Raw genomic sequence first — 26,042 nt, 5'->3', positions numbered from 1 at the left:
GGCGCCCGGGGAATTCCCCGGGCGCCCTTTTCGTGCGCCGGCTCCCGCCGCCTACTGGCCGGAGTCCGGCCCGCCGTCGGGATTGAGCGGATCCTCCGGGGTACCGCCCGTCGGCAGCCCGGTGCTCGGGGTCCCGGTGGGCGTCTGGCTGGGTGACTGCGACGGCGACTGGCTCGGCGACTGCGACGGCGACCTGGACGGGGGCGCGGACGACGACGGCGGAGCGCTGCTCGGCGTGTTCGACGGGGTCTGGGACGGCTTCTGGCTGAACGTCGGGGTCTGTGTCGGCTCCACGCCCGCGCCCTGGGTGGTGTTCAGGTCGAACTTGGCATCGCCCGCGACCCCGAAGGTGTACGCCGCCCAGATCATGGCCGGGTAGGTGCCGCCGTTGACGCGGCCGGGGTACTTGAGCAGCCCGGTGGCGCCCATCATGGACACGTGGGCCTGGCTCTTCCTGTCCTCGCCGAACAGGCCGACGGAGGTGACCAGGTCGGGCGTGTAGCCGGTGAACCAGGCGGACTTGTTGCTGTCCGAGGTACCGGTCTTGCCGGCCACCTGCCGGCCGTCGCGCAGCGAGTTGCCCGCCACGTTCTCGCTGGCCGTACCGTCGTCGACCACACCGGTCAGCACAGAGGTCACCGAGTCGGCGGCCGTGCGGCTGATGACCGGTCCGCCGATCGCGCCGGGTATGTCGACCGAGTTGTTCTTCTGCTCGGCCGACTTGAGGATGGACGGGGTCACCTTGTTGCCGTGGTTGGCGAACGTGGCGTAGATCCCGGCCATCTCCAGCGGGCTCGCCCCCATCGAGCCGAGCGTCTGCGCGGGCACCGCCTGCATGCCCTCGGTGTCCATGCCGAGCTTCTTGGCGGTGTCCATGACCTTGGTCATGCCGACGTCGACGCCCATCTGGGCGAAGACCGAGTTGACGGACTGGTTCATCGCCTTCTGGACGGTGATGGGTCCGTAGTCGACGTGGTCCTCGTTCGGCGGGCCGAAGCCGACCTTGCTGCCGTGGTCGAGGACCTGGCGGCCGCTGGTGCCGTCGTAGATCGTGTCCGCGGTGATGGGCTTGCCGGTCTGGGTCGTGGCGTTCTGCTCCAGCGCGGCGGCGAGGATGACCGGCTTGAACGTCGAGGCGGGCTGGTAGTCGCGGCGCGTGGCGTTGCTGATCCAGTGCTTGAAGTAGTCCTGGCCCCCGTACAGGGCGACGATCTTGCCCGTCTTGGGGTCCACCGATGCGGCACCGGCCTGGATGTTGCCGTCGACCTTGCGCTTCTTCGGGTTCAGCTTGCTGGTCAGCTGTGACTTGACCGCCTTCTCCAGCGCGGCCTGCTTCTTCTTGTCGATGTTCAGGGTGATGGTCCAGCCGCGCTCCACCACCGCGGCCTCCGCCTGGGACCGGGTCATGCCCTGCGTCTTCATCAGCCGGTCTTCCAGCTGCTGGTTGGCGAGCTGGACCAGGTAGCCCTTCTGGCCCTCTTCACCGGGCGTGCCCTTGGGCTCCTTCGGCTTCGCGTCCTTCATGAAGGACATCCCCTGCCGCTTGCCGGCGTCGAGCCAGTGCTGCTTGACCATGTTGTCCAGGACGTAGTTCCAGCGTGCCTCGACCAATTTCCTGCCCAGGGGGGTCGCGGCCGTCCAGTCGTACTGGCTCGGTGCCTGGAGCAGCGCGGCGAGGTAGGCGCCCCGCTGGACGGTGAGTTTGCTCGCGTCGGTGTGGTAGTAGGCCTGCGCCGCGGCCTGGATGCCGTAGGCGTTGCGGCCGTAGTAGCTGGTGTTGATGTAGCCCGCGAGGATCTCGTCCTTGGTCAGCCGCCGGTCCACCTTCAGGGAGATGACCATCTCCCTGAGCTTGCGGGAGACGGTCTGGTCCTGGTTGAGGTAGTAGTTCTTGACGTACTGCTGGGTGATCGTCGAGCCACCCTGGGTGCCACGGCCGGTCACCGTGTTGAACAGGCCTCGGGCCAGGCCCCTCATGTCGATGCCGGAGTCGTGGTAGAAGCTCTTGTTCTCCGCCGCGACGAAGGTGTGCTGGACTTCCGTGGGCACCTTGGCCAGGTCCACGCTCTCGCGGTTGGTCTTGCCCACGCGGGCCAGGACCGTTCCGTCGCTGAACTTGTAGACGTTGCTCTCCTGGAGGGCGACGGCGTTGCCCTGGGGCACGTCGACGTACATGTACAGCGCGACGAAGCCCGCGATGCCCAGCAGGCACGTCCCGAGGAACGTGCCGAGCATCTTCTTCCAGGTGAAGAGCCTGCGTATTCGGCCCTTGGGGGGCTTGGCGGCCTTGGCGGACCTGCCGCCGACCACCGTCGCGCCGTCCGCGGACCGGGCCGCCGTCGTGGCATCCGCCGCCGTCGTGGCGGCGGGCGATGACGCAGGGGCCTGCGAGCGGCGGCTCTTGGGCGCCGCGCGGTGGCCACCGCGCTGTCGCGCTCGTCTCTCTTCCGCTCGTCCCATGGGTCCCTACACTCCGCTTCCGTCTCGGGGTCAGCTCCGAAAGCTAACACCCGTCTATATGACAAAGGACGTCCGATCCGCTCTTTTACGGACGTGACAATCAGCACCCACCCCAAGGGAACCGACGGATATGGCTGGCTGCAGGTTGCCTGCGGCGTTAAAGTGATATCACTTAGCTAGAACGAAGCTAAGCCCAGCAGAACGGGGGGACACCCATGTCCACACACGACACGTCCACGGCCGCCGACATACCCGAGATGCCCGCCCCGCGCGTGCGGGAGGTCCAGGCGCACAGCATCGGCGGCGGACTCGCCCTGCTCCTCGGCCTGCTCGGACTCGCCGTCTCCGTCACCCTCTTCGCCGCCTCCTCCGCGGCCTCCGCCTCCGGCGCCAAGGCCGGCCTCGTCGTCGGCGGCGTCCTCGTCTTCCTCGCCGCCGTGATCGCGATGCGCGGCCTGAACACGGTCGCGCCCGGCGAGGCGCGGGTCGTCCAGCTCTTCGGGCGGTACCGGGGCACGATCCGCCAGGACGGACTGCGCTGGGTGAACCCCTTCACCTCGCGGACCCGTATCTCCACGCGGGTGCGTAACCACGAGACCGCCGTCCTCAAGGTCAACGACGCCTACGGCAACCCGATCGAGCTGGCCGCGGTCGTGGTCTGGAAGGTGCAGGACACCGCGCAGGCGGTGTTCGAGGTGGACGACTACGCGGAGTTCGTCGCCACACAGACCGAGACGGCCGTACGGCACATCGCCATCGAGTACCCCTACGACGCCCACGAGGAGGACGGCCTCTCACTGCGCGGCAACGCCGAGGAGATCACCGAGAAGCTCGCCGCCGAGCTGCACGCGCGCGTGGAGGCGGCCGGAGTGCGCATCATCGAGTCGCGCTTCACGCATCTCGCGTACGCTCCCGAGATCGCCTCGGCGATGCTCCAGCGCCAGCAGGCCGGCGCGGTCGTCGCGGCGCGGCGGGAGATCGTCGACGGGGCGGTCGGCATGGTGGAGGCGGCTCTCGCCCGGATCGCGGAGCGGGACATCGTGGAGCTGGACGAGGAACGGAAGGCGGCGATGGTGTCCAACCTGATGGTGGTGCTGTGCGGGGACCGGGCACCGCAGCCGGTACTGAACACCGGAACGCTCTACCAGTGACGACACCCTCCGGGGGTTCAGCCCCCCAGCGTCGGCCTCAGCAGCGCAAGCAGGTGCTGCTGAGGCTGGACCCCTCGGTGTACGAGGCACTGGCGCGGTGGGCCGGGGACGAACTGCGGTCCGCGAACGCGCAGATCGAGTTCCTGCTGCGCAAGGCGCTGGCCGACGCCGGGCGGCTGCCGCGGGACACGGGACCGCTGCCGCGCCGCGGGCGGCCGCCCGGGGGCTCCACCCCCGAACCCCCGTCGGCCTGAACGGCTCGCCCTCCCTCGCCGGACGGGCCGATGGTCGTTACCGAACTTTGACAATCGGCCCCCACCAGCACCTCCGCACACCCCGCCATGATCTACACACTCCGCGTATACATGCGGCGTATACACCGTGTGTAGAGTGCTTCTCATGTCCATCGGTCACACCCTCCTAGGGCTCCTGGAGTCCGGCCCCCGACACGGCTACGACCTGAAGCGGGCCTTCGACGAGAAGTTCGGTCACGACCGGCCGCTGCACTACGGCCAGGTCTACTCGACGATGTCCCGGCTGCTGAAGAACGGGCTCGTGGAAGTCGACGGGATCGAGGCGGGCGGCGGGCCCGAGCGCAAGCGGTACGCCGTCACCGACGCCGGCATCACCGATGTGGAGCGGTGGCTCCAGACCCCGGAGAAGCCGGAGGAGTACCTCCAGTCGACCCTGTACACCAAGGTCGTCCTCGCGCTGCTGACCCACCGGGACGCGGCCGTCATCCTCGACACCCAGCGCGCCGAGCACCTGCGCAGCATGCGGATCCTGACCGACCGCAAGCGCCGGGGCGACCTCGCGGACCAGCTGATCTGCGACCACGCGCTGTTCCACCTGGAGGCCGACCTGCGCTGGCTGGAGCTGACCGCGGCCCGCCTCGACAAGCTCCGCACGGAGGTGACCGCATGACCGGCGTCACCCCTCCCCCGGGCACCCTGCTCGCCGCCCAGAACCTGCGCAAGGCCTACGGCCCCACGCTCGCCCTGGACGGCGCCGAGTTCTCCATCCACCCCGGCGAGGTCGTCGCCGTGATGGGCCCCTCCGGATCCGGCAAGTCCACGCTGCTGCACTGCCTCGCCGGGATCGTGCCGCCCGACTCCGGTTCGATCACGTACAACGGGCGCGAGCTGGCGACCATGTCCGACGCCGAACGCAGCGCGCTGCGGCGCAGCGAGTTCGGCTTCGTCTTCCAGTTCGGGCAGCTCGTACCGGAGCTGACCTGCGTGGAGAACGTGGCGCTGCCGCTCCGGCTGAACGGCACCTCCCGCAAGGAGGCCGAGAAGGCGGCGCTGGGCTGGATGCAGCGCCTGGAGGTCGACGACCTCAGGGGCAAGCGGCCCGGCGAGGTCTCCGGCGGCCAGGGGCAGCGGGTCGCCGTGGCGCGGGCGCTGGTCACCGGCCCCCGGGTGCTGTTCGCCGACGAGCCGACCGGCGCGCTGGACTCCCTCAACGGCGAGCGCGTGATGGAGCTGCTGACGGACGCGGCCCGCTCCACCAACGCGGCCGTCGTCCTCGTCACGCACGAGGCCCGGGTGGCCGCCTATTCCGACCGCGAGATCGTCGTGCGCGACGGCAAGTCCCGGGACATGGAGCGCATCGTATGAATGCCCGTCAATGGGCTCGCGACCTGGGCATGGGGGCCCGGTTCGCCTTCACGGGCGGGCGCGAGGGCTGGGTCAGGGTGCTGCTGACCGCGGTCGGGGTCGGCCTCGGCGTGGCCCTGCTGCTGCTGACCACCGCGATCCCGAACGCGCTGGCGACGCGGAACGACCGCAGCGAGGCCCGCGCCGACCACACCTTCGTCTCGTCCCGGCCCAAGGCCGCCGACACCCTGGTGATCTCGGACGCCGACTCGTCGTACCACAGCAAGGACATCCGCGGCCGGCTGGTCGAGCCCGAGGGCCCGCGGGCACCGGTCCCGCCGGGCCTGTCCAGGTACCCGGCGCCGGGCGAGATGCTCGTCTCCCCCGAGCTGAAGAACCTGCTGGACTCCGGTGACGGCAAGCTGCTGCGTGAGCGGCTGCCGTACCGGATCGTCGGGACGATCGGCCGGAGCGGCCTGGTCGGCTCGCGCGAACTCTCCTACTACGCCGGCGCGAAGGACCTGGCCCCGCGCATCGACGGATGGCGGACGGCCCGCATCAACACGTACGGGCCGGAGCAGAAGACGACGTCGGACCCGATGAACCCGGTCCTGCTCCTGCTGGTGCTGGTCGCCTTCGTGGTGCTGCTGATGCCGGTCGCCGTGTTCATCGCCGCGGCCGTACGGTTCGGCGGCGAGCGGCGCGACCGGAGGCTGGCCGCGCTCAGGCTGGTCGGCTCCGACAGCCGGATGACCCGGCGGATCGCGGCGGGCGAGGCACTCACCGGTTCACTGGTCGGACTGGTCTTCGGCGCCGTCTTCTTCCTGCTCGGCCGGCAGCTGGCGGGCTCGGTCGAGATCATGGACGTCAGTGTGTTCCCCAGCGATCTCGACCCCTCGCCCGAGCTGGCCGCCCTGGTGGCCCTCGCGGTTCCGGCGGCGGCGGTGCTGGTCACGCTGTTCGCGCTGCGCGGAGTGGTCATCGAGCCGCTGGGCGTGGTCCGTACGGCCAAGCCCGCGCGCCGCCGGCTGTGGTGGCGGCTGCTGCTGCCCCTGGGTGGGCTCGCGATGCTCGCCCCGATGATCGGCCAGGGCGACTCGAACGGCGACTTCAACGAGTACCTGGTGATCGGCGGCGTCATGCTGCTGCTCATCGGCGTCACCGCGCTGCTGCCGTGGGTCGTCGAGGCGGTGGTGGCGCGGCTCGGCCCGGGCAGTGTCGCCTGGCAACTCGCCGTACGGCGGCTGCAGCTGAGCAGCGGATCGGCGGCCCGCATGGTGAACGGCATCGCGGTCGCGGTGGCCGGGGCGATCGCGCTCCAGATGCTGTTCGCGGGCATCCAGGGCAACTTCACCAAGCGCACCGGGCAGGACCCCGGCCGCATACAGATGCAGGTCAACCTGTCGCAGGGCATCGACTTCAGCCCGGCCGCCAAGAAGTTCTCCGCCACCAACGGGGTGCGCGAGGCCACCGTGCTGGGCAGCGCCGAACTGGGTGGCGAGGGCGACTCCACGGTCCTGGTGACCGTCGGTACCTGCGACAACCTGCGGGAGGTGGCGCGGCTCGCGTCCTGCCGCGACGGGGACATGTTCCTGGCGAGGGGCGGGGACGGCGACGCCGAGGTGGCCAAGCTCATCCGGCCGGGGCACAGGATCCGCATCGACACGAGCCAGGGCAGGATGCCGGGCCCGAAGGCGTTCTGGACGGTACCGGGCGGCCTGAAGCCGGCCCGTGCGATCGTCGGCCCGAACGGGACCACGGACAGCGGCGTGCTGATGACACCGTCCGCCGTGCCCGCCCGGATGAGCCACGTGGTGGGCGGATCGGTGTTCGTCAAGCTCGACGACTCGGTGAAGGACGCGCACGAGTACGTCCGCAACACGGCTGCGGCCATGGACCCGCTGGCGGACACGATGGTGTGGTCGTCCACCGAGCGGTCCCAGCAGTTCAACTCCATCCGCACCGGGGTGTTCGTCGGCGCCACCTGTGTGCTGGCGCTGATCGGCGCGAGCCTGCTGGTGTCGCAGCTGGAGCAGCTGCGCGAGCGCAAGAAGCTCCTGTCGGCGCTGGTGGCCTTCGGCACCCGGCGGCGCACCCTGAGCCTGTCGGTGCTGTGGCAGACGGCGATCCCGATCGCGCTCGGGCTGCTGCTCGCCTCGGCCGTGGGGCTGACGCTGGGCGTGGTGCTGCTGAAGATGGTGGGCACGACGGTGGGCGTGGACTGGCCGAGCGTGCTGGCGATGGCCGGTGTCGGCGCGGCAGTCGTCCTCGCGGTCACCCTGCTCAGCCTGCCGCCGCTGCTGCGGCTGATGCGCGCGGAGGGCCTGCGCACCGAATAGCGCACCCCTCGCATGGGCCCTTCCCGCCGGGAAGGGCCCATGTCCCGTTCCTCACAGGCTGTGCTCGCGCACCACCCTGCGCGCCTGGGCCAGCAGCATGCCGACGTTCACCGACTTACGGCAGACGACGACCGCGACGACGTCCTGCTGCTCGTTCATCCGCACGAAAAGGTGGGTGAGGTTCTCGCTGTTGACGAGGATCTCCTGGAAGAAGTGGGAGTCGTCGCTGACCCCACGGCGTTCTTTGAAGATGTCCTCGATCATCACGACCGTACGCCCCTGGAACAGGTCGAGGGTGGCTCCGGCCAGCAGGTCCAGGACCTCGGGCGGGTGGTTGTCGACGGTCTCGTACGACAACAGCATGCCGGTGGACATGTCGACCACGCCGGCCGCGACGCAGTCGGGCGCGTTCGATCGCAGCGACTTGACCAGGCTCATCACCTGGTCGGAGAAACCCGGGGTCATACGCTTCGTCGCCATCCCTTCACACTCCTTCGGTGGTCTTTTCGGTGAGGATCGAGCCGATGCGGTCGAGGGCCGGCCGGGTCGCCCGGTGCAGGCTCTCCAGGTCGAGTCCCTCGTCGCCGAGCACGACCATCAGTGCCGTGTCGCCCACGGCGTAGAACGCGGCACAGCCGTGGCTGCCGTACGCCACGGTCTGCCGCAGCGCTCCGCGCGCGGTGGCCTGGGTGGTGCGGCGGGCGAGGCCGAGTCCGGCCGCGGCGAGGGCGGCGAGCCCCTCCGGGTCGATCGATTCGGCGGTGTCGGACGCGATGAGCAGACCGTCCGCGGCCGCGACGGCGGTATCGGTGATACCGGTCACCCGTTCCCGCAGCCCGCGCATCTCCAGCGCCAGCGCTTCGCGATTCATCTGGTGGAACTCCCTCTTTCTCCGTTCGGGTCCGTCCGTCGCGGCGGGCCGTCCGCCCTTCTCACTCGGCGGTCTGGTGCCGCAGCCGGAAGAACCCCTTCCAGCTCGTCCCGTGCCTGGGCGGGGCGAGGGCTTCGGTGATGCCGCTGGCGCCGGGTTCACGGCGCGGCAGGACAGTGGGCATGGGGGGTGACTCCGGCGGCGGTTCACGGTGCCGCACGGCCCGTACCTCCGGCGGCAGCCGGACGGGGATCGTGGCCGGTGTGCCGGGACACTCCAGGAACCCCTCGGCCAGCATCCGCGCGACCTCGACGGTGACGGTGTAGACGCCCCGGCCGACACGGAAGGCCAGGTCCCGCGCTGTGCGGCGGCCGTCGGCGTGGGTGAGCAGCTCCTGCTGCAGGGGCGTGAGCGGGCGGGCGGCCGACGGGGCGGGCAGGGGGCGTTCCCGCTCGGGGCCCACCGGGTACGGCAGCGCGGCGAGGGCGGCGAGCTTGCGGGCCGCGTCCTGCATCAGCCGGGCGGGGGCCTCGCCGACGGCGACCGGGGCGTGCGGTTCGGTGCCGGCGAGGTGTTCGCAGCCGTCCACCCGGCCCGCGGCGATGGCGAAGGCGGCGTCCTGGAGCGCCATCACGCACACCACCCTGAGCTGAGCGGCTCCCGCGTAGCCGCGGGCGACCAGCGCCGCGGCCGGCCAGCGGGCCCCGCCGGACTCCCGCACCAGCCCGGCCCATCGCTCGGCGTCGATGCGGTCGGTGCGCAGCAGCAGGACGTCGGGGCCGGGGGCGCCGGGGCTCTCGGCCGCGACGACGAGTCCGTCCCTCAGGTGGAAGGCGCCGCCGGGCCGGCCGGACACCCGCAGCTCCCCGGTGAACTCCGCCTGCCCGCAGACCGCGAGGGCGTGCGCCAGCCGGTCGTGACCGACGCGGCCCAGGGCGTCCCGAACGTCCGACATCACTCCCCTTGGCAGGTCGCACAGACGCTTGACGCGTCGCACTGAGGGGGTATGTGTATCAGTTCGCAGGCGTGTTTCAGCCAGGTCTTTCCGACCTGTCCCCAGCTGGCTGAAGTTGGTGATTGATGCCGTTCAACTCGCTTTGCGCGTAGCTCATTTGAACGTTTTCGACATGGGGGCGCCGGGCTGTCAGCCGTTGCCGTCCCACACCCGCACCGGCAGCGGGCGCATCGCCTCGCGCAGGGCGGCCGCCAGCTGCTCGTACTCCGCGCCGCGGGCCGCGCCGGAGCGCATGGCGAGGGCGATACGGCGGCTCGGGGCGGGCTCGGCGAAGGAGCCGGTCAGGAGCTGGCTGCTGCGGGTGGTCTCCAGCTTGAGGGCGGTGCGCGGGAGCAGGGTGCAGCCGAGGCCGCCGGCGACGAGCTGAACGAGGGTGGAGAGTCCGGCGGCCGTGGTGGTGACCGGCGCGTCCTTGCGCCCCGCCTCGCGGCAGATGTCCAGGGCCTGGTCGCGCAGGCAGTGCCCCTCGTCCAGGAGCAGCAGGTTCAGCTCCTTCAGCGCCTCGCGCGGGATGCCCTCGCGTCCGCCGAGCCAGTGGTCCAGCGGGGTGACGAGCATGAAGTCCTCGTCGAAGAGCGGGAGTTCCACGACGCCGGGAACGCCGAGCGGGACGGCCAGCAGCAGCAGGTCGAGCCGGCCCGAGTTCAGGCCGTCGATGAGGCTCGCGGTCTGCTCCTCGTGCACCTGGAGGTCGAGGTGCGGATAACGCTCGTGCACCAGCCGCAGCACGGTGGGCAGCAGGTACGGCGCGACGGTCGGGATGACCCCGAGCCGCAGCGCCCCCGTGAACGGCGCCCGGACCGCCTCGGCCTCCTCCATCAGCGCCCCGACGGCGGCCAGCACCGCCTTCGCCCGGACGGCCAGCCGCTCACCGGCCGGCGAGAGCAGCACCTTGCGCGTCGTACGCTCGAGAAGGGTCACGCCCAGTGATTCCTCCAGCGCCGAGACCGCCCCGGACAGCGCGGGCTGGCTCATCCCGATGGCGGCCGCCGCGTCCCGGAAATGCAGATGCTCGGCCACGGCGGCGAAGGCTCGCAGCTGGGACAGGCTGGGCTGCTTCCGCTTGCCGCTACTGATGGTCACTGATAGCCACCTCCGATCAACTTGACCAAGTGTAGCTATTTCCCTAATCAATGCACCCTGTGCCAACATCGACAGCGTCCAACCCATACGAGAAATACCCTCAAAAGGGGTCTTTCTTCGCTGCAAGGAGAGCACGTGCTCACTGTCGGTGACAAGTTCCCCGAGTTCGAACTGACCGCCTGTGTCTCGCTGGAGAAGGGCAAGGAGTTCGAGACGATCAACCACAAGACCTACGAGGGCAAGTGGAAGATCATCTTTGCGTGGCCCAAGGACTTCACCTTCGTGTGCCCGACCGAGATCGCCGCGTTCGGCAAGCTGAACGACGAGTTCGCCGACCGCGACGCGCAGGTCCTCGGCTTCTCCGGTGACTCCGAGTTCGTCCACCACGCCTGGCGCAAGGACCACGACGACCTGCGCGACCTGCCGTTCCCGATGCTGGCCGACTCCAAGCACGAGCTCATGCGCGACCTGGGCATCGAGGGCGAGGACGGCTTCGCCAAGCGCGCCGTCTTCATCGTCGACCAGAACAACGAGATCCAGTTCTCCATGGTGACCGCCGGCTCCGTCGGCCGTAACCCCAAGGAGGTCCTGCGGGTCCTGGACGCCCTGCAGACGGACGAGCTGTGCCCGTGCAACTGGAGCAAGGGCGACGAGACGCTGGACCCGGTCGCGCTGCTGGCCGGTGAGTGAGTTGTCCCTCGACTCCCTCAAGTCCCGCGTCCCGGACTACGCCAAGGACCTGAAGCTCAACCTGGGCTCGGTCATCGGCAACTCCGACCTGCCGGCGCAGCAGCTGTGGGGCACGGTGCTGGCGACCGCCATCGCCTCCCGTTCCCCGATCGTGCTGCGCGAGCTGGAGCCGGAGGCGAAGGCGAACCTCACGCCCGAGGCGTACACCGCGGCGAAGGCCGCGGCCGCCGTCATGGCGATGAACAACGTCTTCTACCGGACGCGTCACCTGCTGTCCGACCACGAGTACGGCACCCTGCGCGCGGGTCTGCGGATGAACGTCATCGGCAACCCGGGCGTGGAGAAGGTCGACTTCGAGCTGTGGTCGTTCGCGGTCTCCGCGATCAACGGCTGCGGGCTGTGCCTGGACTCGCACGAGCAGGTGCTGCGCAAGGCCGGGGTCGACCGTGAGGTGGTCCAGGAGGCGTTCAAGATCGCCTCTGTGGTTCAGGCGGTCGGCGTCACGCTCGACGCCGAGGCGGTCCTCTCCGAGTGACCCGGCTTCCGTAAGACCCCGCTCACCCTTGGTGGGCGGGGTCTTCCGCATGCGGCTCGGCCGCCGTTTCCTCGGCCGCCGCGGACGTTTGCCGGCTCTGCATCTCGAGCGAATACTGCCGCAGATACCCCACCACCGTGTTCGTCACCGCCACCAGCGGTACGGCGACCACCGCGCCGCCGATGCCGGCCACCATGCCGCCGGCCGCCACCGTGAGGACCACGGCGAGCGGGTGGACGCGGACCGCGCGGCCGAGGATGAACGGCTGCAGGACGTGGCCCTCGATCTGCTGGACGGCGAGGACCACGATGAGGGTCATGACGGCCGTGAAGACGCCCTGCGTCACCAGCGCCACGATCACGGCCAGCGCGCCGGAGGCGACGGCACCGACCAGGGGGATGAAGGAGAACAGGAAGATGAAGACGGCCAGCGGGACGGCCATCGGCACGTCCAGGAAGTAGATGCCCATGCCGATGAAGATGGCGTCGATCAGGGCGACCAGGACGGTGCCGCGGACGTAGGCCGTCAGGGTGCGCCAGGCGCGCGGGCCGGCGCCGGCCACGCCCGGGCGGGCCGCGGCGGGCACCAGCTTCAGGAACCACTGCCAGATGCGCTCGCCGTCGTAGAGCAGGAACAGCGTCGAGAAGAACACCAGCAGGATGCCGGTCAGGGCCTCGACGATGACCTGAACACCCTCCAGGCCCGCGGAGGTTATCTGGTCGGCGTTCGCGCCGATCGCCTCGCGGAGGTTCTTGGCGATCTGGTTGATCTGCTTGTCGGTGACGTGGAAGGGGCTCTTCAGGAGCCAGTTGCGCAGATCGTCGATGCCGCTCTGGATCTGGTTGGAGAGGCTGTCGATGTTCTCCATGACCTGCCAGGTCACGAACCAGCCCATCAGGCCCATGATGACGAAGCCGAGGATGGCGGTCATCGCGGTGGCCGGGCCGCGCGGCACGCCGTAGCGCCTGAGCCGGGCGACCGTCGGCTGGAGCAGCGCGGTGATCAGCAGCGCGATGACGAAGGCGAAGACCACCAGCTGTACGGCGCTGATGACCCGCATCAGCACCCAGACGGTGCCGGCGAGGACCAGCAGCCGCCACCCGGCCTCGGCCGCGACCCGCACACCCCAGGGGACGGCCTCGGCGGGATCGGGGCGGGGGCCGGTCGTCGGCGCGGGCCGGGGCGCGGGCGGCGCCTCGTCCGCGACGGCGACCGGGGCGGCCGGCTCGGGCTCGGTCTCCTTCTCCACCTCGGCACGACGCTCGTCCAGGCGCTCGCTCACTTCGGTGAGGCCGGCTCCGAGCCGGCCGAGCCACCCTGGCACTCGCGACATGATCCGTCCTCTTCCCCCGCGTCCCCGCGTGCTCGCCACCACTCCCCCCTGGAGCCGTTCGCATACGACCGTACAGGGCGAAAGCCCCTCCCCTAAGGACGGGGAGGGGCTTTGCAAGGTTGAGAGGGCCCACCGGACGTGCCCGGCCGGCCGAACCCGGCGGAGCGCCTAGTACCAGTGGTTGGCCGACCAGAACGACCAGGCCTGGCACGGGCTGCCGTACCGCTCGTTCATGTAGTTGAGGCCCCACTTGATCTGGGTGGCCGGGTTGGTCTGCCAGTCGGCGCCCGCGGAGGCGTACTTACCGGCGGGCAGGGCCTGGAAGAGGCCGTAGGCACCGGAGGAAGCGTTGGTCGCCTGGTAGTTCCAGCTGGACTCGTGGTCCACGATGTTGCTGAAGCACTGGAACTGACCGCCCGCGACCATCTGACGCGCCATCGCCTGGATCTGCGCGACGCTGTAGCTGGTCTGCACGGGGAAGCTGGAGGAGTCACGGGTGCTGTCGCGGCTGGCCGCCGTGGACTTCGCCTCGATGCGCTCTTTGGCTTCCTTGGCTGCCTTCTCGGCGGCGGCCTTCTTCGCGACCGCGGTCTCGGCGGCGGCCTTGCGGGCCGATTCCTCGGCGTCCTTCTTGGCGCTCGCGTCCGCGGCGATGGCCTGTGCGTCGGCCTGCTGAGTCAGGGACGCGGTCTGCACCTGGGCCTGCTGACCCGCGGGTATGTCCGCGAGGAGCGTGGCGTCGGCTGCCGTCGCCTCGGCGTCGTTGTTCTGCGCGGTGCTGCCCGAGGCAACGCCGACGACGCTTCCGACAGCGGTGACCGCGGTGGCCGAGGCCACTGCGAATCCCCGGACCGAAATCCGGCTCACACGGTTTCCTTCCAGCATCGCCCGCTTCGGTGACCCTGGCGGACGCAATCGTGCCCCTGGCACTGGCCTCCCAACTGCGGGGTCACGGGAGGCGCGGGCCCGGTGGACAACTCCTGAGAGGGAGAGGCCGTGTGGTGCTCGGGCGGCATACGACGACTCTATGGAGTTGAAGATGGTGCTTCTGAGGTGCCGTACCGCTGGGGGTACAGGTGTGTCGTATGCGGGGCCTGACAGGACTGAGACTCTGCCGTAACCCGACACCGGGAGGCAATTCCGAGTTGAGTGTGAAAGCTCACACCTCGTTTGCCCCTGGGGATTTCTGGAAAGCCCCACACGCCACGGCGCCGCCCGGCTAGGCTCTTCGCCTTCACCGGACGGCACCAACTGAGCCTGCTCAGCTACCCACTCAGATGTGACCTTCTTCGAGCATTTCGGTCACAAGGGCGGCGATCTGGGACCTCTCGGACCTGGTCAGCGTGACATGCGCGAAGAGCGGATGCCCCTTCAGCTTCTCCACGACGGCGACCACACCGTCGTAGCGGCCTACGCGCAGATTGTCCCGCTGTGCCACGTCATGAGTCAGAACCACCCGTGAGTTGGCGCCGATCCGGGACAGAACAGTCAGCAGGACGTTCCGTTCCAGCGACTGGGCCTCGTCGACGATCACGAAGGCGTCGTGCAGGGAACGGCCCCGGATGTGGGTCAGGGGCAGGACCTCCAGCATGCCGCGCGCGGTGACCTCCTCGATGACCTCGCGGCTGGTGACCGCCGAGAGCGTGTCGAAGACGGCCTGCGCCCAGGGGCTCATCTTCTCGGCCTCGCTGCCCGGCAGATAGCCCAGCTCCTGCCCGCCCACCGCGTACAGCGGCCGGAAGACCATCACCTTCTGGTGCTGGCGGCGCTCCAGGACCGCCTCCAGACCCGCGCACAGCGCGAGCGCCGACTTGCCCGTGCCGGCCCGGCCGCCCATCGAGACGATGCCGACGTCCGGGTCGAGCAGCAGGTCGAGCGCGATGCGCTGCTCGGCGCTTCGGCCCTTGATGCCGAACGCCTCCCGGTCGCCGCGCACCAGGCGGACGTTGCCCTCGGAGGTGATGCGGCCGAGCGCCTTGCCGCGCTCGGACTGGATGGTCAGGCCAGTGTGCACGGGGAGGTCGGCGACCTCCGGAACGTACACATGCCCCTCCTCGAAGAGGATGTCCACCTGCTCGCCGGGGAGCGTCAGCTCGGACATTCCGGTCCAGCCGGAGTTCTCCGTGATGGCGAGTTCGGCGCGGTACTCCTCGGCCAGCAGGCCGACGGAGGATGCCTTGATCCTGAGGGGCAGGTCCTTCGAGACGACGGTGACGTCGAACCCCTCGGCCTGCAGATTGCGGGCCACCGCGAGGATGCGGGAGTCGTTGTCCCCCAGGCGGTAGCCGGTGGGCAGCACGCTGGGGTCCGAGTGGTTGAGCTCGACACGGACGGTTCCGCCCAGCTCCCCGATCGGGATGGGGGCGTCGAGGCGACCATGCTTCACCCGGTAGTCGTCCAGCAGGCGCAGGGCCTGGCGGGCGAAGTACCCGAGTTCGGGATGGTGCCGCTTGGCCTCCAGCTCCGTGACCACGACGATGGGGAGCACGACCTCGTGCTCGTCGAAGCGGGTCACGGCATTGGGGTCGGCCAGCAGGACGCTGGTGTCGAGAACATAGGTGCGCCGGTCTGGCTTGTGGCGCTTTGTGCTGGTCACCACGGAAGGACGTACCCCCTCGGATGAGGTCGGGGAGCGACGAAGTGGAAGCCGGGCCGGGAGGGCGGGAGCATTGCGACCGGTCCCCGGCCCCCGCGCAGGGCGGGCCGGACACCGGACCTCCGCGGCTGCTTCCGTGCAGTGACGGCACGGTCGGGCTGGTGCAAAGGGCCTCCCGGGCGGACGGCCCCGTGCCGCCCGCTGAGATCCGACGCCCGGGGTTCGGGCATCGACCTGCTTGCCTTATGCCCTCGAACATGCACTGCCATGCAAAAGCAGCCAACAGCGCGCTGGTGAACTCCTTGTTACGTCCAACCCAACAGGGATATAACGAACGCCCCGTCGGCCTGGTGACCGACGGGGCGTTCGCGATGTTCCTCAGCCGCCGTAACGGCGGTGACGTGCCGCGTAGTCACGCAGGGCGCGCAGGAAGTCGACCTTGCGGAAGGCCGGCCAGAAGACCTCACAGAAGTAGTACTCGGAGTGGGCGGTCTGCCAGAGCATGAATCCGGACAACCTCTGCTCTCCGCTGGTGCGGATCACCAGGTCCGGGTCGGGCTGGTCGCCGGTGTAGAGATGACGCCCGATCATGTCGGTGTCGACGGACTCGGCGAGGTCCTCCATCGACACGCCCTTGTCCTGCGCGTCGAGCAGCATGGAGCGGACGGCGTCGGCGATCTCCTGACGGCCGCCGTAGCCGATGGCCACGTTGACGACTATTCCGTCGACGTGGGCGGTGGTCTCCTCGGCCTCCTTGAGGACGCTCTGCATCCCGGACGGCAGCAGGTCGTGGGTGCCGACGTGGTGCACCCGCCAGCGGCCGTCGGCGGCGAGGGTGCGCACGACGTCCTCGATGATGCCGAGGAGCGGGACCAGCTCGTCCTGCGGACGGTCGAAGTTGTCCGTGGACAGCAGCCAGAGCGTGACGACCTCGACGTCGGTCTCGCTGCACCAGCCGAGGAACTCCTCGATCTTCTCGGCGCCGGCCCGGTGGCCGTGGACCGTGGTGGAGCCGGCGGCCTTCGCCCAGCGGCGGTTGCCGTCCATGATGACGCCGATGTGCTTGGGCACCTGAGCGTGGTCCAGGTGGCCTTCCACCCGGCGTGCGTAGAGCCTGACGAGCAGGCTGCGCAGCGTTTCGCGCAGGTTCACAGAGCCCTCCGGGATTGAGCGGGTACGGTCACCGCGGGGGCCGAGCCTACCCCTGCCGGGGGGCTCGGCCGAGTTCCGGGTTCGGGGTGGGTGCGGTTTCGGCAGAGGTGCGGGCCGGTGGGGGCTGCTCACGCCCACGCGGCGGAGCGGCATGTCGCGACAGCCCCGCACCCCTGGAGGTGAGGACGCCGAGACCCTGCTTCGAAGTTCCCGGATGATGCGGACGAAAAAACGGGCCGGTCCGTGGGGGGGAGACGGACCGGCCCGAGGGGGGGTTTCCACCATAACCCTTCGTGAGGGATCGTGGGTGCATCGGCGTGCCACAACTACTCTCCGGAGTCGGCCGACGACGCCCCGGTGGGCACGGAACGCTGGATTCAGGGGCATTTCATGGCCGATTCACAGCGGATTCCCAGGGAATCGGTCCGCATACGGAGAGATCAAGAGGGTTTGCGCCGTCTTGGGGAACGGTCGGCGAGTTGTCCGGGGTCCCTCCGAAGGGCTACCCGGTCAGCGAACGGTGACTTGACGGTTCCGGAACGGACCCGCGCGGCATCGTGGCACCGCGCAGCCCCCTCCACTGCGCGGTGCCACCCGCACAGCTTTGCTGGCGTGAATTACCTTGGTCTGAACTTACGTGACGGATGAGACGGATGTGAACCGCGGCCGATAACGATGTGGAAACCGCGGGCCGACTCCAGGTGAACCGAGCGGCGCCGACGCCACCTCCGCCCCGTGCTTCAGTGGGTCCACTTCCGGACGTCGAAGAGCTGCCGGGCGCTGTGGGCGACGAACGGCCCCTCCTTCTCGATCCGCTCGTGCAGGGCGCGCAGTTGGGGCTCGTACGCCTCGACCGTGAACCCGGGGACCATCCAGACCACCTTGCGCAGGAAATGGACGACGGCGGCGATGTCGCAGAACTCCATCCGCAGCCGCTCCACCCGCAGGTCCACGACCTCCAGGCCCGCCGCCTGAGCGTCGGCCCGCTCCAGCTCGGGATCACGGCCGCCGCGCACGGCGTCCGACTGGGGCCCGAGGAAGTACTCGACCAGCTCGAACACACTGGCGGGCCCGACGTGCTGGGCGAAGTACGTACCGCCCGGCCGCAGCACCCGCGCGATCTCCTCCCAGCGGGGACGCACCGGATGCCGGCTGAGGACCAGGTCGAAGGCCCCGTCGGCGAACGGCAGCGGCGCGTCGTCCGTAGCGGCGACGACCACCACACCGCGCGGCCGCAGCAGTGCGGTCGCCTTGGCGGCGTTCGGCGGCCACCCCTCCGTGGCCGCGACCAGCGGCGGACGATCCGGCTCGGCCCGGCCCAGGGCGAAGTCGAGCACCTCCCCGCCCCCGGTCTGGATGTCGAGCGCGGCCTCGGCCCGGGCCAGCCGCTCCCCCGCCGACCGGGCATACCCCCACGACGGCCGTGCCTCGCTCGCCCGTCCCTCGAACCAGGAGAAGTCCCACCCCTCGGTGGGCACGGCGGCGCCCTCGGCCACAAGGTCTTCGAAGGAACGGTTCTCCGCCATGAACGTCATGATCGCAGGGCATTGTCGGCGGGGCCTGCTAATTTCCGCGGGCATGACGACCTCTGGGAACTCTGCCGCCGGCTACACCGCCGAAGAGAAGGACATCCTGCACACGAGCCTGGACCAGCACCGGGACGCCGTGCTCTGGAAGCTGGACGGGCTCGACGACGAGCAGCTGCGCCGGCCGATGACACCGACCGGGACGACCCTGCTGGGCCTGGTCAAGCATCTGGCCTCGGTCGAGTACGGCTGGTTCGTGGAGACGTTCGGCCGCGAGCCGGAACCCCTGTGGTTCGACCCGTACGAGAGCGAGGACATGCACATCGCCCCCGGCGAGACGACGGAACGGATCGTCTCCTTCTACGGCCGCGCCCGCGCCGCCGCCGACCAGGTGATCACCGAGCTGCCCCTGGACGCGCAGGGCCACCCGACCTGGCGCGACCACTCCGTCTCACTGCGCTGGGTCCTCGTCCACATGATCGCGGAGACGGCACGGCACGCCGGGCACATGGACATCCTGCGCGAGCTGATCGACGGGGCGACCGGGGCCCATCGGCCGGTCACGCAGGCGGAGAAGGACTGATCAGACCGTACGCCGCGTGGACACCCGGCGCGTCGAGGAGACCGGCGTCCAGGAGGCGGCGGGATTCGCGGACCGGCCTTTTCGAGCGGGCTGTGCGGAAACTCCGTAGGTCCGCAGGGGCGCGGGGAACTGCGCGACGAGCCACGGACAGCCCGCAGCCGCACGACGACGGTCAGCCCCCGATGCTCCTGGGCCGCCCGAGCCCCGTACAGCGGACAGGGTTCGAGGATGGTGCAAAGCCGGTGGCCCACGTGGCGGCGGCCGGCCGGAAGCGGGGCCAGGGCGTTGATCTCGGCGTGCGCGAGATCCGTACCGGCCGGCTGCCGGCGCGCAGCGCTTCCCAGGCGAGCTCGAAGGGCAACCGCCACGGCTCGGGGGGGGAGCTCACCGCCCGGACCCGTCGGGCTCGGCCAGGACGAACACGACATGCTCGTCCTCCCCGTACCGGACCGTGCCGGAGCGCGCGAAGCCGTGCTTCTCCAGCAGGCGCACGGAGGCGGCGTTGCCGGAGAACGGGTCGGCGTACAGGGGCCGTACCCGCTCCAGCTCCAGGTAGAGACCGAGGGCCCGGGTGCCGACGCCGCGGGCCCAGTACGGTCTGCCGAGCCAGTACCCGACGAACCGCCGCCCGTCCTGCGTCCAGGATCCGAAGTTCCCGGCCACGTCCCCGTCGACGACGACGGTCCGCACCAGACAGTCGGGATCGCCGAGCACCCGCTCCCGCCAGTGCCGCAGGAAGTCCTCCCGCGGCCGGGGCGTGAACCTCGACCGCCGGACGGCTTCCGGGTCGTGCTCATAGGCGAGGAAGCGCTCCAGGTCCTCCTCGTGGACCGGCCGCAGACTCACATCGCTGTACACGTCCGTCATGGTGGCGAGTGTGGCAGGGCCCACTGACAACGGCTCTGCCTCCACGACCGCGCCTGGGCCTCTACGGCACCAGGGGCCGGACCTCCTCCGCGACGAAGCGCACGAAGCCCTCCGGGTCGGGCTCGTCCGCCGTCGGCTGAAGGACGACGGTGTCGGCGCCGGCCTCGGCCATCCGCCGCACGGCCTCGGCCACGGCACCGGCGTCGCCCGCGACCCCGACGTCCGTGGCCGACTCCAGCCCCTCGGCGACGAGTTCGGCGCGCAGCCGGGACGCGGCGTCCGGCCCGGTGGCGGCCAGGAGATAGACGACGACCTTGTGCGGTTCGGTGCGGCCCGCTTCCTTGCGCCCCTCGTCGATGAGCCGCCGGGCCCGCCGTACGCCGTCCGGCGAGGTGGAGGCGGTGAGGAGGGTGCCGTCGGCCTTGGCGCCGGAGAGGCGGAGCGTACGGGGTCCGGTGGCGCCGGCGAACACGTCGACCGCCTGCGGCGGGGGCCAGTCGAGGCCGACGTCGTCCAGCTGGACGTACCGCCCTTGCACGCTCAGCCGCTCCCCGCGCAACAACGCGCGCAGGGCATCGAGTTGCTCACCGAGCAGCGTGAGAGGCGAGGCGGCCCGCACCCCGACCTGTCCCATCCAGTCCTGCACCCCGTGCCCCACGGTCAGGACGGCCCGGCCGGGGAACATGCGCTCCAGTGAGGCGGCCTCCATGGCGGTGGCGGCGACATTCCGCAGCGCCACGGGCAGCAGTCCGATGCCGACCCGCACCCGCTCGGTCCAGGCGAGCGCGGCAGCGGCCGTGGAGACACCGCCCTCCAGGAAACAGTCCTCCCACAGCCAGAGCTCCTCCAGCCCCACCTGGTCCGCGAGCCGGGCCACGTCACGAAGCCGCTCGGGGGGCAGCTGGGGTCGGAATACCGCGCCTAGTCCAGTCATGGGGCCTTCCTAGTCGGCCACGTCGGGATGGATCAACTCCTTTACGCCGAGGGCGGGTCACCGGTGCGCGCTGGTGGGTACGGTCGGCTCGTCGACGTGCGCTACGGCGCGGAGGGCGGGGGTGGGCCGGGCATGGGGCGGCGCTGGCGGGACGGTGCGGGGAGGCTGGTCGTGGACCGGGGCGACGGGACGCCGCTCACACTGCCCCTGGAGCTCGCGGTCTCGTACCGCGCCCGCACGAAGGGCCTGCTGGGGCGCGACTCGATCAACGGGGCGATGCTGCTCTCACCGGCGAGCGGGGTACACACCTTCCGGATGCGGATGCCGATCGACGTGGCCTACCTCGACCGGCGGCTGCGCGTCATCGCCGTACGAACCATGCACCCGGGCCGGCTCGGCAGGCCGAGGCTGCGGGCACGGCATGTGCTGGAGGCGGAGGCCGGGGTGATGGTGGGGTGGGGGCTGGTGGCCGGGGTGAGGGTTCGCGTCGAACCGGATGCCGACTTGGGCGTTCCCCGCTGAGTTCGAAGACCCGCTATTTGGTGCAGCCGAGATGCTTTGCCATGGCCGGCACATAGTTCTCCAGGAAGCGCTGGAGTTTTGCGACGCCGGCCTGGGACTTCTCCACACGGTCACCATCGAAGATGACGTTGAAGAGCAGGAAGTCCGGCACCGCCCCCACGCACTTCGCGAAACTCTTCGCTTCGATGCATTGGCGTATATCGACCCTGCGGTCTTCCAGTCCTCTGGCGCAAGCGGCTCATTGATCCAACGGACCGACGTGTCCAGGACTTCCACCCCGTCCACGTGCAGCGAACAGTCCAATGAGGTCGGCGTCGGCGCGAACAGCAGGTTCTTGAGGTCGTCACCATCTGGCAGGAGCGGAGACAAGGTGGACTTCTTGACGGTGGCACCGCAGAACGTCTTGGGAACGTCCAGGCCCTTGCTGGTGCATCCGGTGGCCGAGAATGCCGTGGCAGCCGCTACCACGGCCACCACGACTCGTCGCGTCGACTTCACCACTGGTCTCCCAAAATTCCGTCATCACCTGCCACGCAGCAGCGTCCCGCGAGATTTCAAGCATCCTCCCGTAAAGTCACAAAGACGACCCCGGAGAAGAATCCGCGTTCTGATTCTCCAGACCGGCCATACGGTAGAGGAGCCTTGAGTACAGCGTTGTGGTCGCCGCAAGTACAGTCGGAATCACCGCCAGCGCAAGCACGCCGAGGAGCGCGGGCCACTGACGCATGCCGCTGTTACAGGCCCCATAACCCTCAGCGTCGCGAAACAGCGGCGCTTTGCACTTTATTCCCCCGCCAGCCTTGTATTCAAAAAGGAGTAGGAAGAGAAACCAAACCCACATGCAAATCGCCACGAGCACCCATACCATCGACCACTTTTCCATATGGTCAGCATCTCGCCGAAATTTCCCACCACCTGGTTTACCAGATGATTGCGATACCTGAGCCCACTCATTCACGACCATCTCTCCTGGTTGATCAAATAAGGTCACCCACCGACGCATCCCTACTGAACTTCGCCCAACGTCACCTATTTGACGCAGTCGAATTTCTTCGTTTCACGTGGGACAACGTCGTTGACGAATTGCTGGAGTTTCTTGTAGCCGGTTAGAGTGTCCTCGACGCGGTCGCCCCAGAAGTCCACCACGACGGACACGTACGCGGTCCTGGTGTTACACGTCGCCTCGACCACCGCACGGCCACTTCCAATCGACGCATGTCCCGGGAATGTGACTTTTCGTTGGGCAGTGTACTTGTACGGTGACCCCACTTTGTTCCAGTCCGTCGGGTCCGGCGCCCGATCCCATCCGCATCACAGCGACGGACAGGACACCATGGCCGTCCACGCTCAGGTCACACTGTGCGCCGGGGTGCGACTCGAAGGGCGTGTATTTCTGCTCCAGACTGTCTCCATTCGGAACCAGCGGCGCCAGGACCGAATTATCGACGGGGACATGACAGAAATTAGCTGGAATGTCAGGTTGCGTTTTGCCGCAACCCGCCACCATGAGCACAACGGCCCCACAAAGGGCCAATTGCTCAGTGTGCCACGTTTTCACCATCAGTGAATTCCCGCCATCCCACGGAACTGGGCACCGCCATCATTGGCCCAGCCTTCGATTTGCTTGTACACGCCGTCATTGGGTGAACATCCGGGATGATCGTGACTGGACGCCCAGTCGGAGTTGACTGAATACCACTGATCGGCGATGGAATTGAGCTGATTGCGACGCAGGTGGTAGGTCTGCTGGCTGTCGCTGGTCAGCTTGTCGGCCTGGTGCTGCTGCTCATCCATGATCCAGGCGCTGGTGAGCACGTCCGCTCCACGCTGGGCAGCATCTCCGTAAACCGGGATGAAGTTCCTCCTTGTCCTGCCCCAGGCGCCCCTTCAGGTTCTTGACCTGCAACTCCCATTCCGCGTGGGCGTCCTTCAGCCCGGAGCCGGTCTGCCAGCCACTGAACTCCCGCACCCGCAGCGCTGTCCAGCCGCATCCCGTTCTGCCGACGGGCCAGCGCGTCGGCCTTCAGCTGCTCCCACTCGCCCCACGCCACCTCAGGGCCTCCCCCTGAAATCGCTGTCGCCGTACCACGGCGTCTGCCCCGGCCCAGGCGGCATGGCTACCTGCGCCTGGGCTACCGCCGCTGCACGTCGGCGCCTGCGTACCGCCCCGGCGGCGAGAGCCCCACCCGCAACCACGACGACTCCCGCACCCCCGAGAATCCATGGCAGTGCAGAGCCGTCGCTCCCAGATGTGGATGCTGCCGACGATGGGCTGCTGTCATCCTTCGCGGAGGCCGTGGCGGACCCGTTGGGTGCCTTGGACGCCGCTTGTTTGAAGTCGGGCAGCGGGTAGACGTCGGCCGGGCCGGGGTCGCCGGGGTTGGTCAACGCGATGCGGGGGCGGACGGCGCCGTAGCCGAGGTAGTCGGTGCGCTCCTTGCCGCTCGTCGGCTTACTCGCGGTGTTGAGCATGACCCGCAGGACCTGGTTGTTGGTCCAGTTCGGGTGCTCGGACCAGATCAGGGCGGCGGAGGCGGAGGCGATGGCGGTGGCGTCGCTGGTGCCGTGCGTCTTGCACAGTTCCGTGCCGCCGATGCACGCGGCGACCATGTCCTCGCCGGGCGCGACCAGATCGACCTGCGGGCCGTGCTCGGACTCCTGGGTTGCCTTGGCGTTTCTGTCGATCGCTCCGACACCCACCACACCGGGTGTAGCCGCTGGGTACTCCACCTGGTTGAGCGCAGCACCATCATTGCCCACACCAGCGAAGATCAGCTTGCCCTTGGACAGCGCGTAGGCGGCAGCATCAGTCAGCTCCTGGGAGTGTGCGGTACTCGCCTGCGAGATGTTGATGACCTGGGCATCCGAATCGGCCGCGAACCGGATGGCCTTGGCCATGTATGTGGGGTAATCATCCGGATTGCCATCGGCGCGGCTTTGCTCGATGAAGTCCGGGATACGGATCGGCATGATCTTCGCTCGCGGGGCCAGGCCGTAGGACCCGTTGGCGGGGCCACGGTCGCCTGTGCCGGCGATCAGGACGGCCATGCCGGTGCCGTGGCCGTCGTAGTCACTGCGTTCGTCCCCGGGATGCCTGGAATAGTTCTTGCCGGCCACGATCTGGCCCCGCAGGTCGGGGATGTCGGCCTGGACACCGGTGTCGATCACCGCGACCGTGATGCCCTTGCCCGTGCTGGTCTTCCACATCTCATCGGCGTGCATGGCATCGAGGTGCCACTGCCGCTCGCGGACGGTATCAGCGTGTGCGGGTGTGACGGCGATGCCCGCCAACAGGACCCCGACGGTTGCGGATACGGCTCGAGCGCGCCATCTGGCGTGCTCGCTACGGTTGCGCGTGATCATGCTTCTCGTCCTATGTCTCCATCAGGCCCTTTGGGCAGGGGAGGCGGGACCGGTCGGTTGTTCCTGTCCTCTGCCTGGAGATCCTTGTCCTCCGCCGGGTCGGTCGCGCGGCTGCCAGAGCGCTTGTCGCGAGCGGGACGGTCGTCGCGGTTCGGGGCGGCGGCGGAAGCACCGCGGGGTCGTCCACCACGGCGCGGCAGCGGCTCCTCTGCCGCTGCTTCACTTGCGGACCGTACGCCTCGCGAGGTGGTCCCTGCCCGTCCACGGTCGCGAGATGGTCTGGGCTGTCCCCCCACGATGCCGTTGGAAGTGGCAGGCATGCGCCCCCTCGATGCGCCCTCGCGGTTCACGGCGGAGTTGTCGCCACGGGATGACGTCGTCCTGGCAGTAGGACTTCCGGGCACCGCACCACGACCCCTTGGAGACTGCTGCTGGTTCGGAGCGCCGCCAACGACATTGCCGCGCGGAATCGCACCAGCAGGCCGTCCTGCCGATGGTGAGACCGGGCGTCCGCCTGTGATGCCGTTGGTGCCTCGGGCGGGGGCAGGGCTGAGCGGCCCGCGCTCAGGGGCGGGCTCGCTTCCAGTCATGCTGGGACCGAAAGGCCCGCTTCCCGGGATGCGCGGGCTCCCTGAGGTGCCGGGTCCCGATGGTGTGGGCACTGGGCCCCGGCCTCTGTACACGGGACGCTCACCACCTTCCCGAACACTCGGTGGCCGTGTTCTTCCAGCCCCGAACACGGGTGGAAGCACGCCTGTCGCCGACGGCGTCCTTACGTCCGGGCCGCTCGGCCCAGCTGGCGGCGCCGAGTGCTCGGAAGGCACCGTCGGGGCGGGCGGAAGGGTTCCTGTGCTGTCGATCGCCGTGTTCGGTACATCAATATGAGCGCTCGGCGGCACATGATGGGGGACATCGACCAAGTCCTTCAGACGATGCGTCGTGGACGGCTGAGGCACCGAGCCGGTCCCGCCGGAAGGGGAGCCGGCGGCGCTCTCATGCGTGTTCGGCTTCACCCGCCTAACCGCCCCTGGACCTGCGCTTCCCTGTGTGGTCGGGGCGGAGACGTGCGTTCCGTCATAAATCTTGGGCGGCACGAACCGTTCCGGCAACTCCGGGAACTTCGGTGCCTCCACCGCGTGGATCTGCTCCGTCGACGCCGTGTACGACTGGGCGAGCTTCATCATCAGCCCGCCGGCCTCGGCACGGGTGTTGGCGTACTGGGTCTTGGCCTTCGTCACCGCGGAATCCGATGGACCGCCGTCGTGGCTGCCGACATCCGTCGCCTTCGCCGCATGCGCGTCAAGCACCGAGCGCGCGCTGACACTCTGGTTCCGCAGCATCTCAAGCTGCGGCTTGACCTCGTGCAGCGTGTCCGCCGCGTGGCCCAGCCACTTGCCCGCGTTCTCGCTGTAGTCGCCCAGGCT

Annotated in this window: 26 protein-coding genes; 10 read left to right on the top strand and 16 right to left on the bottom strand. The window is 69.2% G+C overall.

Features of this window, described 5'->3' with window-relative positions; genetic code table 11:
• Positions 1 to 51: 51 nt before the first annotated feature.
• Positions 52 to 2,460: a transglycosylase domain-containing protein gene (locus AVL59_RS06010; protein ID WP_067300148.1), complete on the bottom strand. Its 2,409-nt coding sequence runs from the start codon at positions 2,458 to 2,460 to the stop codon at positions 52 to 54.
• A 215-nt stretch (positions 2,461 to 2,675) separates the two neighbouring features.
• Between AVL59_RS06010 and AVL59_RS06005 the strand changes: the two genes are divergently transcribed.
• The 5 genes from AVL59_RS06005 (at position 2,676) to AVL59_RS05985 (ending at position 7,548) form a co-directional block, all read left to right on the top strand.
• The gene (locus AVL59_RS06005) at positions 2,676 to 3,611 is read left to right on the top strand and encodes an SPFH domain-containing protein (RefSeq protein WP_067300147.1); all 936 of its coding nucleotides are present in this window, start codon (positions 2,676 to 2,678) and stop codon (positions 3,609 to 3,611) included.
• Entirely contained in the window at positions 3,608 to 3,865 is a 258-nt protein-coding gene (locus tag AVL59_RS06000) for a type II toxin-antitoxin system antitoxin (RefSeq protein WP_067300146.1), read from the top strand. Before AVL59_RS06005 ends, AVL59_RS06000 begins: the two co-directional genes overlap by 4 nt.
• Before the next feature lie 145 nt (positions 3,866 to 4,010).
• On the top strand, positions 4,011 to 4,535 hold the full coding sequence (locus AVL59_RS05995) for a PadR family transcriptional regulator (RefSeq protein WP_067300145.1): 525 nt from the start codon (positions 4,011 to 4,013) through the stop codon (positions 4,533 to 4,535).
• Positions 4,532 to 5,230: an ABC transporter ATP-binding protein gene (locus tag AVL59_RS05990; RefSeq protein ID WP_067300144.1), complete on the top strand. Its 699-nt coding sequence runs from the start codon at positions 4,532 to 4,534 to the stop codon at positions 5,228 to 5,230. The genes AVL59_RS05995 and AVL59_RS05990 overlap by 4 nt, the downstream gene beginning before the upstream one ends.
• Positions 5,227 to 7,548, top strand: a complete 2,322-nt coding sequence (locus AVL59_RS05985; protein ID WP_067300143.1) for an ABC transporter permease — start codon at positions 5,227 to 5,229, stop codon at positions 7,546 to 7,548. Before AVL59_RS05990 ends, AVL59_RS05985 begins: the two co-directional genes overlap by 4 nt.
• 51 nt (positions 7,549 to 7,599) lie before the next feature.
• Here AVL59_RS05985 and AVL59_RS05980 read toward each other — a convergent pair whose 3' ends face one another.
• The 4 genes from AVL59_RS05980 to AVL59_RS05965 form a co-directional block, all read right to left on the bottom strand.
• A complete protein-coding gene (locus AVL59_RS05980; RefSeq protein ID WP_067300142.1) occupies positions 7,600 to 8,028 on the bottom strand; it encodes a hypothetical protein in 429 nt (142 codons plus the stop codon).
• Positions 8,029 to 8,032: 4 nt separating this feature from the next.
• Positions 8,033 to 8,419: a roadblock/LC7 domain-containing protein gene (locus tag AVL59_RS05975; protein WP_067300141.1), complete on the bottom strand. Its 387-nt coding sequence runs from the start codon at positions 8,417 to 8,419 to the stop codon at positions 8,033 to 8,035.
• 61 nt (positions 8,420 to 8,480) lie between these two features.
• Entirely contained in the window at positions 8,481 to 9,374 is an 894-nt protein-coding gene (locus AVL59_RS05970; RefSeq protein WP_067300140.1) for a hypothetical protein, read from the bottom strand.
• Between the two features lie 189 nt (positions 9,375 to 9,563).
• Positions 9,564 to 10,511 (bottom strand): LysR substrate-binding domain-containing protein, encoded by a 948-nt coding sequence (locus tag AVL59_RS05965; RefSeq protein ID WP_372450360.1) that lies wholly within the window; start codon positions 10,509 to 10,511, stop codon positions 9,564 to 9,566.
• Positions 10,512 to 10,652: 141 nt separating this feature from the next.
• Here AVL59_RS05965 and AVL59_RS05960 point away from each other — a divergent pair, with 141 nt between their 5' ends.
• Together AVL59_RS05960 and AVL59_RS05955 are read left to right on the top strand one after the other, a co-directional pair.
• Positions 10,653 to 11,207, top strand: a complete 555-nt coding sequence (locus AVL59_RS05960) for a peroxiredoxin (protein ID WP_067300138.1) — start codon at positions 10,653 to 10,655, stop codon at positions 11,205 to 11,207.
• 1 nt (position 11,208) lies between these two features.
• Positions 11,209 to 11,742, top strand: a complete 534-nt coding sequence (locus tag AVL59_RS05955; RefSeq protein ID WP_067300137.1) for an alkyl hydroperoxide reductase — start codon at positions 11,209 to 11,211, stop codon at positions 11,740 to 11,742.
• A 22-nt stretch (positions 11,743 to 11,764) separates the two neighbouring features.
• Here the strand turns inward: AVL59_RS05955 and AVL59_RS05950 are convergent, their stop codons facing one another.
• From AVL59_RS05950 to AVL59_RS05930, 5 genes are all read right to left on the bottom strand, one after another.
• Complete coding sequence (locus tag AVL59_RS05950; RefSeq protein WP_067300136.1) at positions 11,765 to 13,075, bottom strand: AI-2E family transporter; 1,311 nt, start codon at positions 13,073 to 13,075, stop codon at positions 11,765 to 11,767.
• Positions 13,076 to 13,243: 168 nt separating this feature from the next.
• Entirely contained in the window at positions 13,244 to 13,942 is a 699-nt protein-coding gene (locus tag AVL59_RS05945; protein ID WP_237281445.1) for an aggregation-promoting factor C-terminal-like domain-containing protein, read from the bottom strand.
• Positions 13,943 to 14,348: 406 nt separating this feature from the next.
• Positions 14,349 to 15,674, bottom strand: coding sequence for a PhoH family protein (locus tag AVL59_RS05940; RefSeq protein ID WP_067300134.1), 1,326 nt, complete (start codon positions 15,672 to 15,674; stop codon positions 14,349 to 14,351).
• Between the two features lie 375 nt (positions 15,675 to 16,049).
• Positions 16,050 to 16,823, bottom strand: a complete 774-nt coding sequence (locus AVL59_RS05935; protein ID WP_067300133.1) for an isoprenyl transferase — start codon at positions 16,821 to 16,823, stop codon at positions 16,050 to 16,052.
• A gap of 740 nt (positions 16,824 to 17,563) precedes the next feature.
• Positions 17,564 to 18,349, bottom strand: coding sequence for a class I SAM-dependent methyltransferase (locus AVL59_RS05930; protein WP_099053263.1), 786 nt, complete (start codon positions 18,347 to 18,349; stop codon positions 17,564 to 17,566).
• A 52-nt stretch (positions 18,350 to 18,401) separates the two neighbouring features.
• On the opposite strand from AVL59_RS05930, the gene AVL59_RS05925 reads away from it, so the two are divergent.
• The gene (locus tag AVL59_RS05925; RefSeq protein ID WP_067300131.1) at positions 18,402 to 18,932 is read left to right on the top strand and encodes a DinB family protein; all 531 of its coding nucleotides are present in this window, start codon (positions 18,402 to 18,404) and stop codon (positions 18,930 to 18,932) included.
• A 384-nt stretch (positions 18,933 to 19,316) separates the two neighbouring features.
• Here the strand turns inward: AVL59_RS05925 and AVL59_RS05920 are convergent, their stop codons facing one another.
• Together AVL59_RS05920 and AVL59_RS05915 are read right to left on the bottom strand one after the other, a co-directional pair.
• The gene (locus AVL59_RS05920; RefSeq protein ID WP_067316942.1) at positions 19,317 to 19,799 is read right to left on the bottom strand and encodes a GNAT family N-acetyltransferase; all 483 of its coding nucleotides are present in this window, start codon (positions 19,797 to 19,799) and stop codon (positions 19,317 to 19,319) included.
• A 61-nt stretch (positions 19,800 to 19,860) separates the two neighbouring features.
• Positions 19,861 to 20,733, bottom strand: coding sequence for an LLM class flavin-dependent oxidoreductase (locus AVL59_RS05915; protein ID WP_067300130.1), 873 nt, complete (start codon positions 20,731 to 20,733; stop codon positions 19,861 to 19,863).
• A 132-nt stretch (positions 20,734 to 20,865) separates the two neighbouring features.
• On the opposite strand from AVL59_RS05915, the gene AVL59_RS05910 reads away from it, so the two are divergent.
• Entirely contained in the window at positions 20,866 to 21,255 is a 390-nt protein-coding gene (locus AVL59_RS05910) for a DUF192 domain-containing protein (RefSeq protein ID WP_067316940.1), read from the top strand.
• Positions 21,256 to 21,268: 13 nt separating this feature from the next.
• On the opposite strand, the gene AVL59_RS52010 is transcribed toward AVL59_RS05910, so the two are convergent.
• From AVL59_RS52010 to mycP, 4 genes are all read right to left on the bottom strand, one after another.
• On the bottom strand, positions 21,269 to 21,406 hold the full coding sequence (locus AVL59_RS52010) for a hypothetical protein (protein WP_159399867.1): 138 nt from the start codon (positions 21,404 to 21,406) through the stop codon (positions 21,269 to 21,271).
• A 423-nt stretch (positions 21,407 to 21,829) separates the two neighbouring features.
• Entirely contained in the window at positions 21,830 to 22,246 is a 417-nt protein-coding gene (locus AVL59_RS52005) for a hypothetical protein (protein ID WP_159399866.1), read from the bottom strand.
• Between the two features lie 569 nt (positions 22,247 to 22,815).
• Complete coding sequence (locus AVL59_RS05905) at positions 22,816 to 23,070, bottom strand: hypothetical protein (RefSeq protein ID WP_067300129.1); 255 nt, start codon at positions 23,068 to 23,070, stop codon at positions 22,816 to 22,818.
• Positions 23,071 to 23,307: 237 nt separating this feature from the next.
• Positions 23,308 to 24,618 (bottom strand): type VII secretion-associated serine protease mycosin, encoded by a 1,311-nt coding sequence (gene mycP, locus AVL59_RS05900; RefSeq protein WP_067300128.1) that lies wholly within the window; start codon positions 24,616 to 24,618, stop codon positions 23,308 to 23,310.
• Positions 24,619 to 25,701: 1,083 nt separating this feature from the next.
• On the opposite strand from mycP, the gene AVL59_RS05895 reads away from it, so the two are divergent.
• The gene (locus AVL59_RS05895; protein ID WP_067300127.1) at positions 25,702 to 26,031 is read left to right on the top strand and encodes a hypothetical protein; all 330 of its coding nucleotides are present in this window, start codon (positions 25,702 to 25,704) and stop codon (positions 26,029 to 26,031) included.
• Positions 26,032 to 26,042 lie beyond the last annotated feature (11 nt).

The organism is Streptomyces griseochromogenes (assembly GCF_001542625.1).
Lineage (GTDB): Bacteria > Actinomycetota > Actinomycetes > Streptomycetales > Streptomycetaceae > Streptomyces > Streptomyces griseochromogenes.
This window is presented reverse-complemented; position numbering and strand designations above follow the sequence as displayed.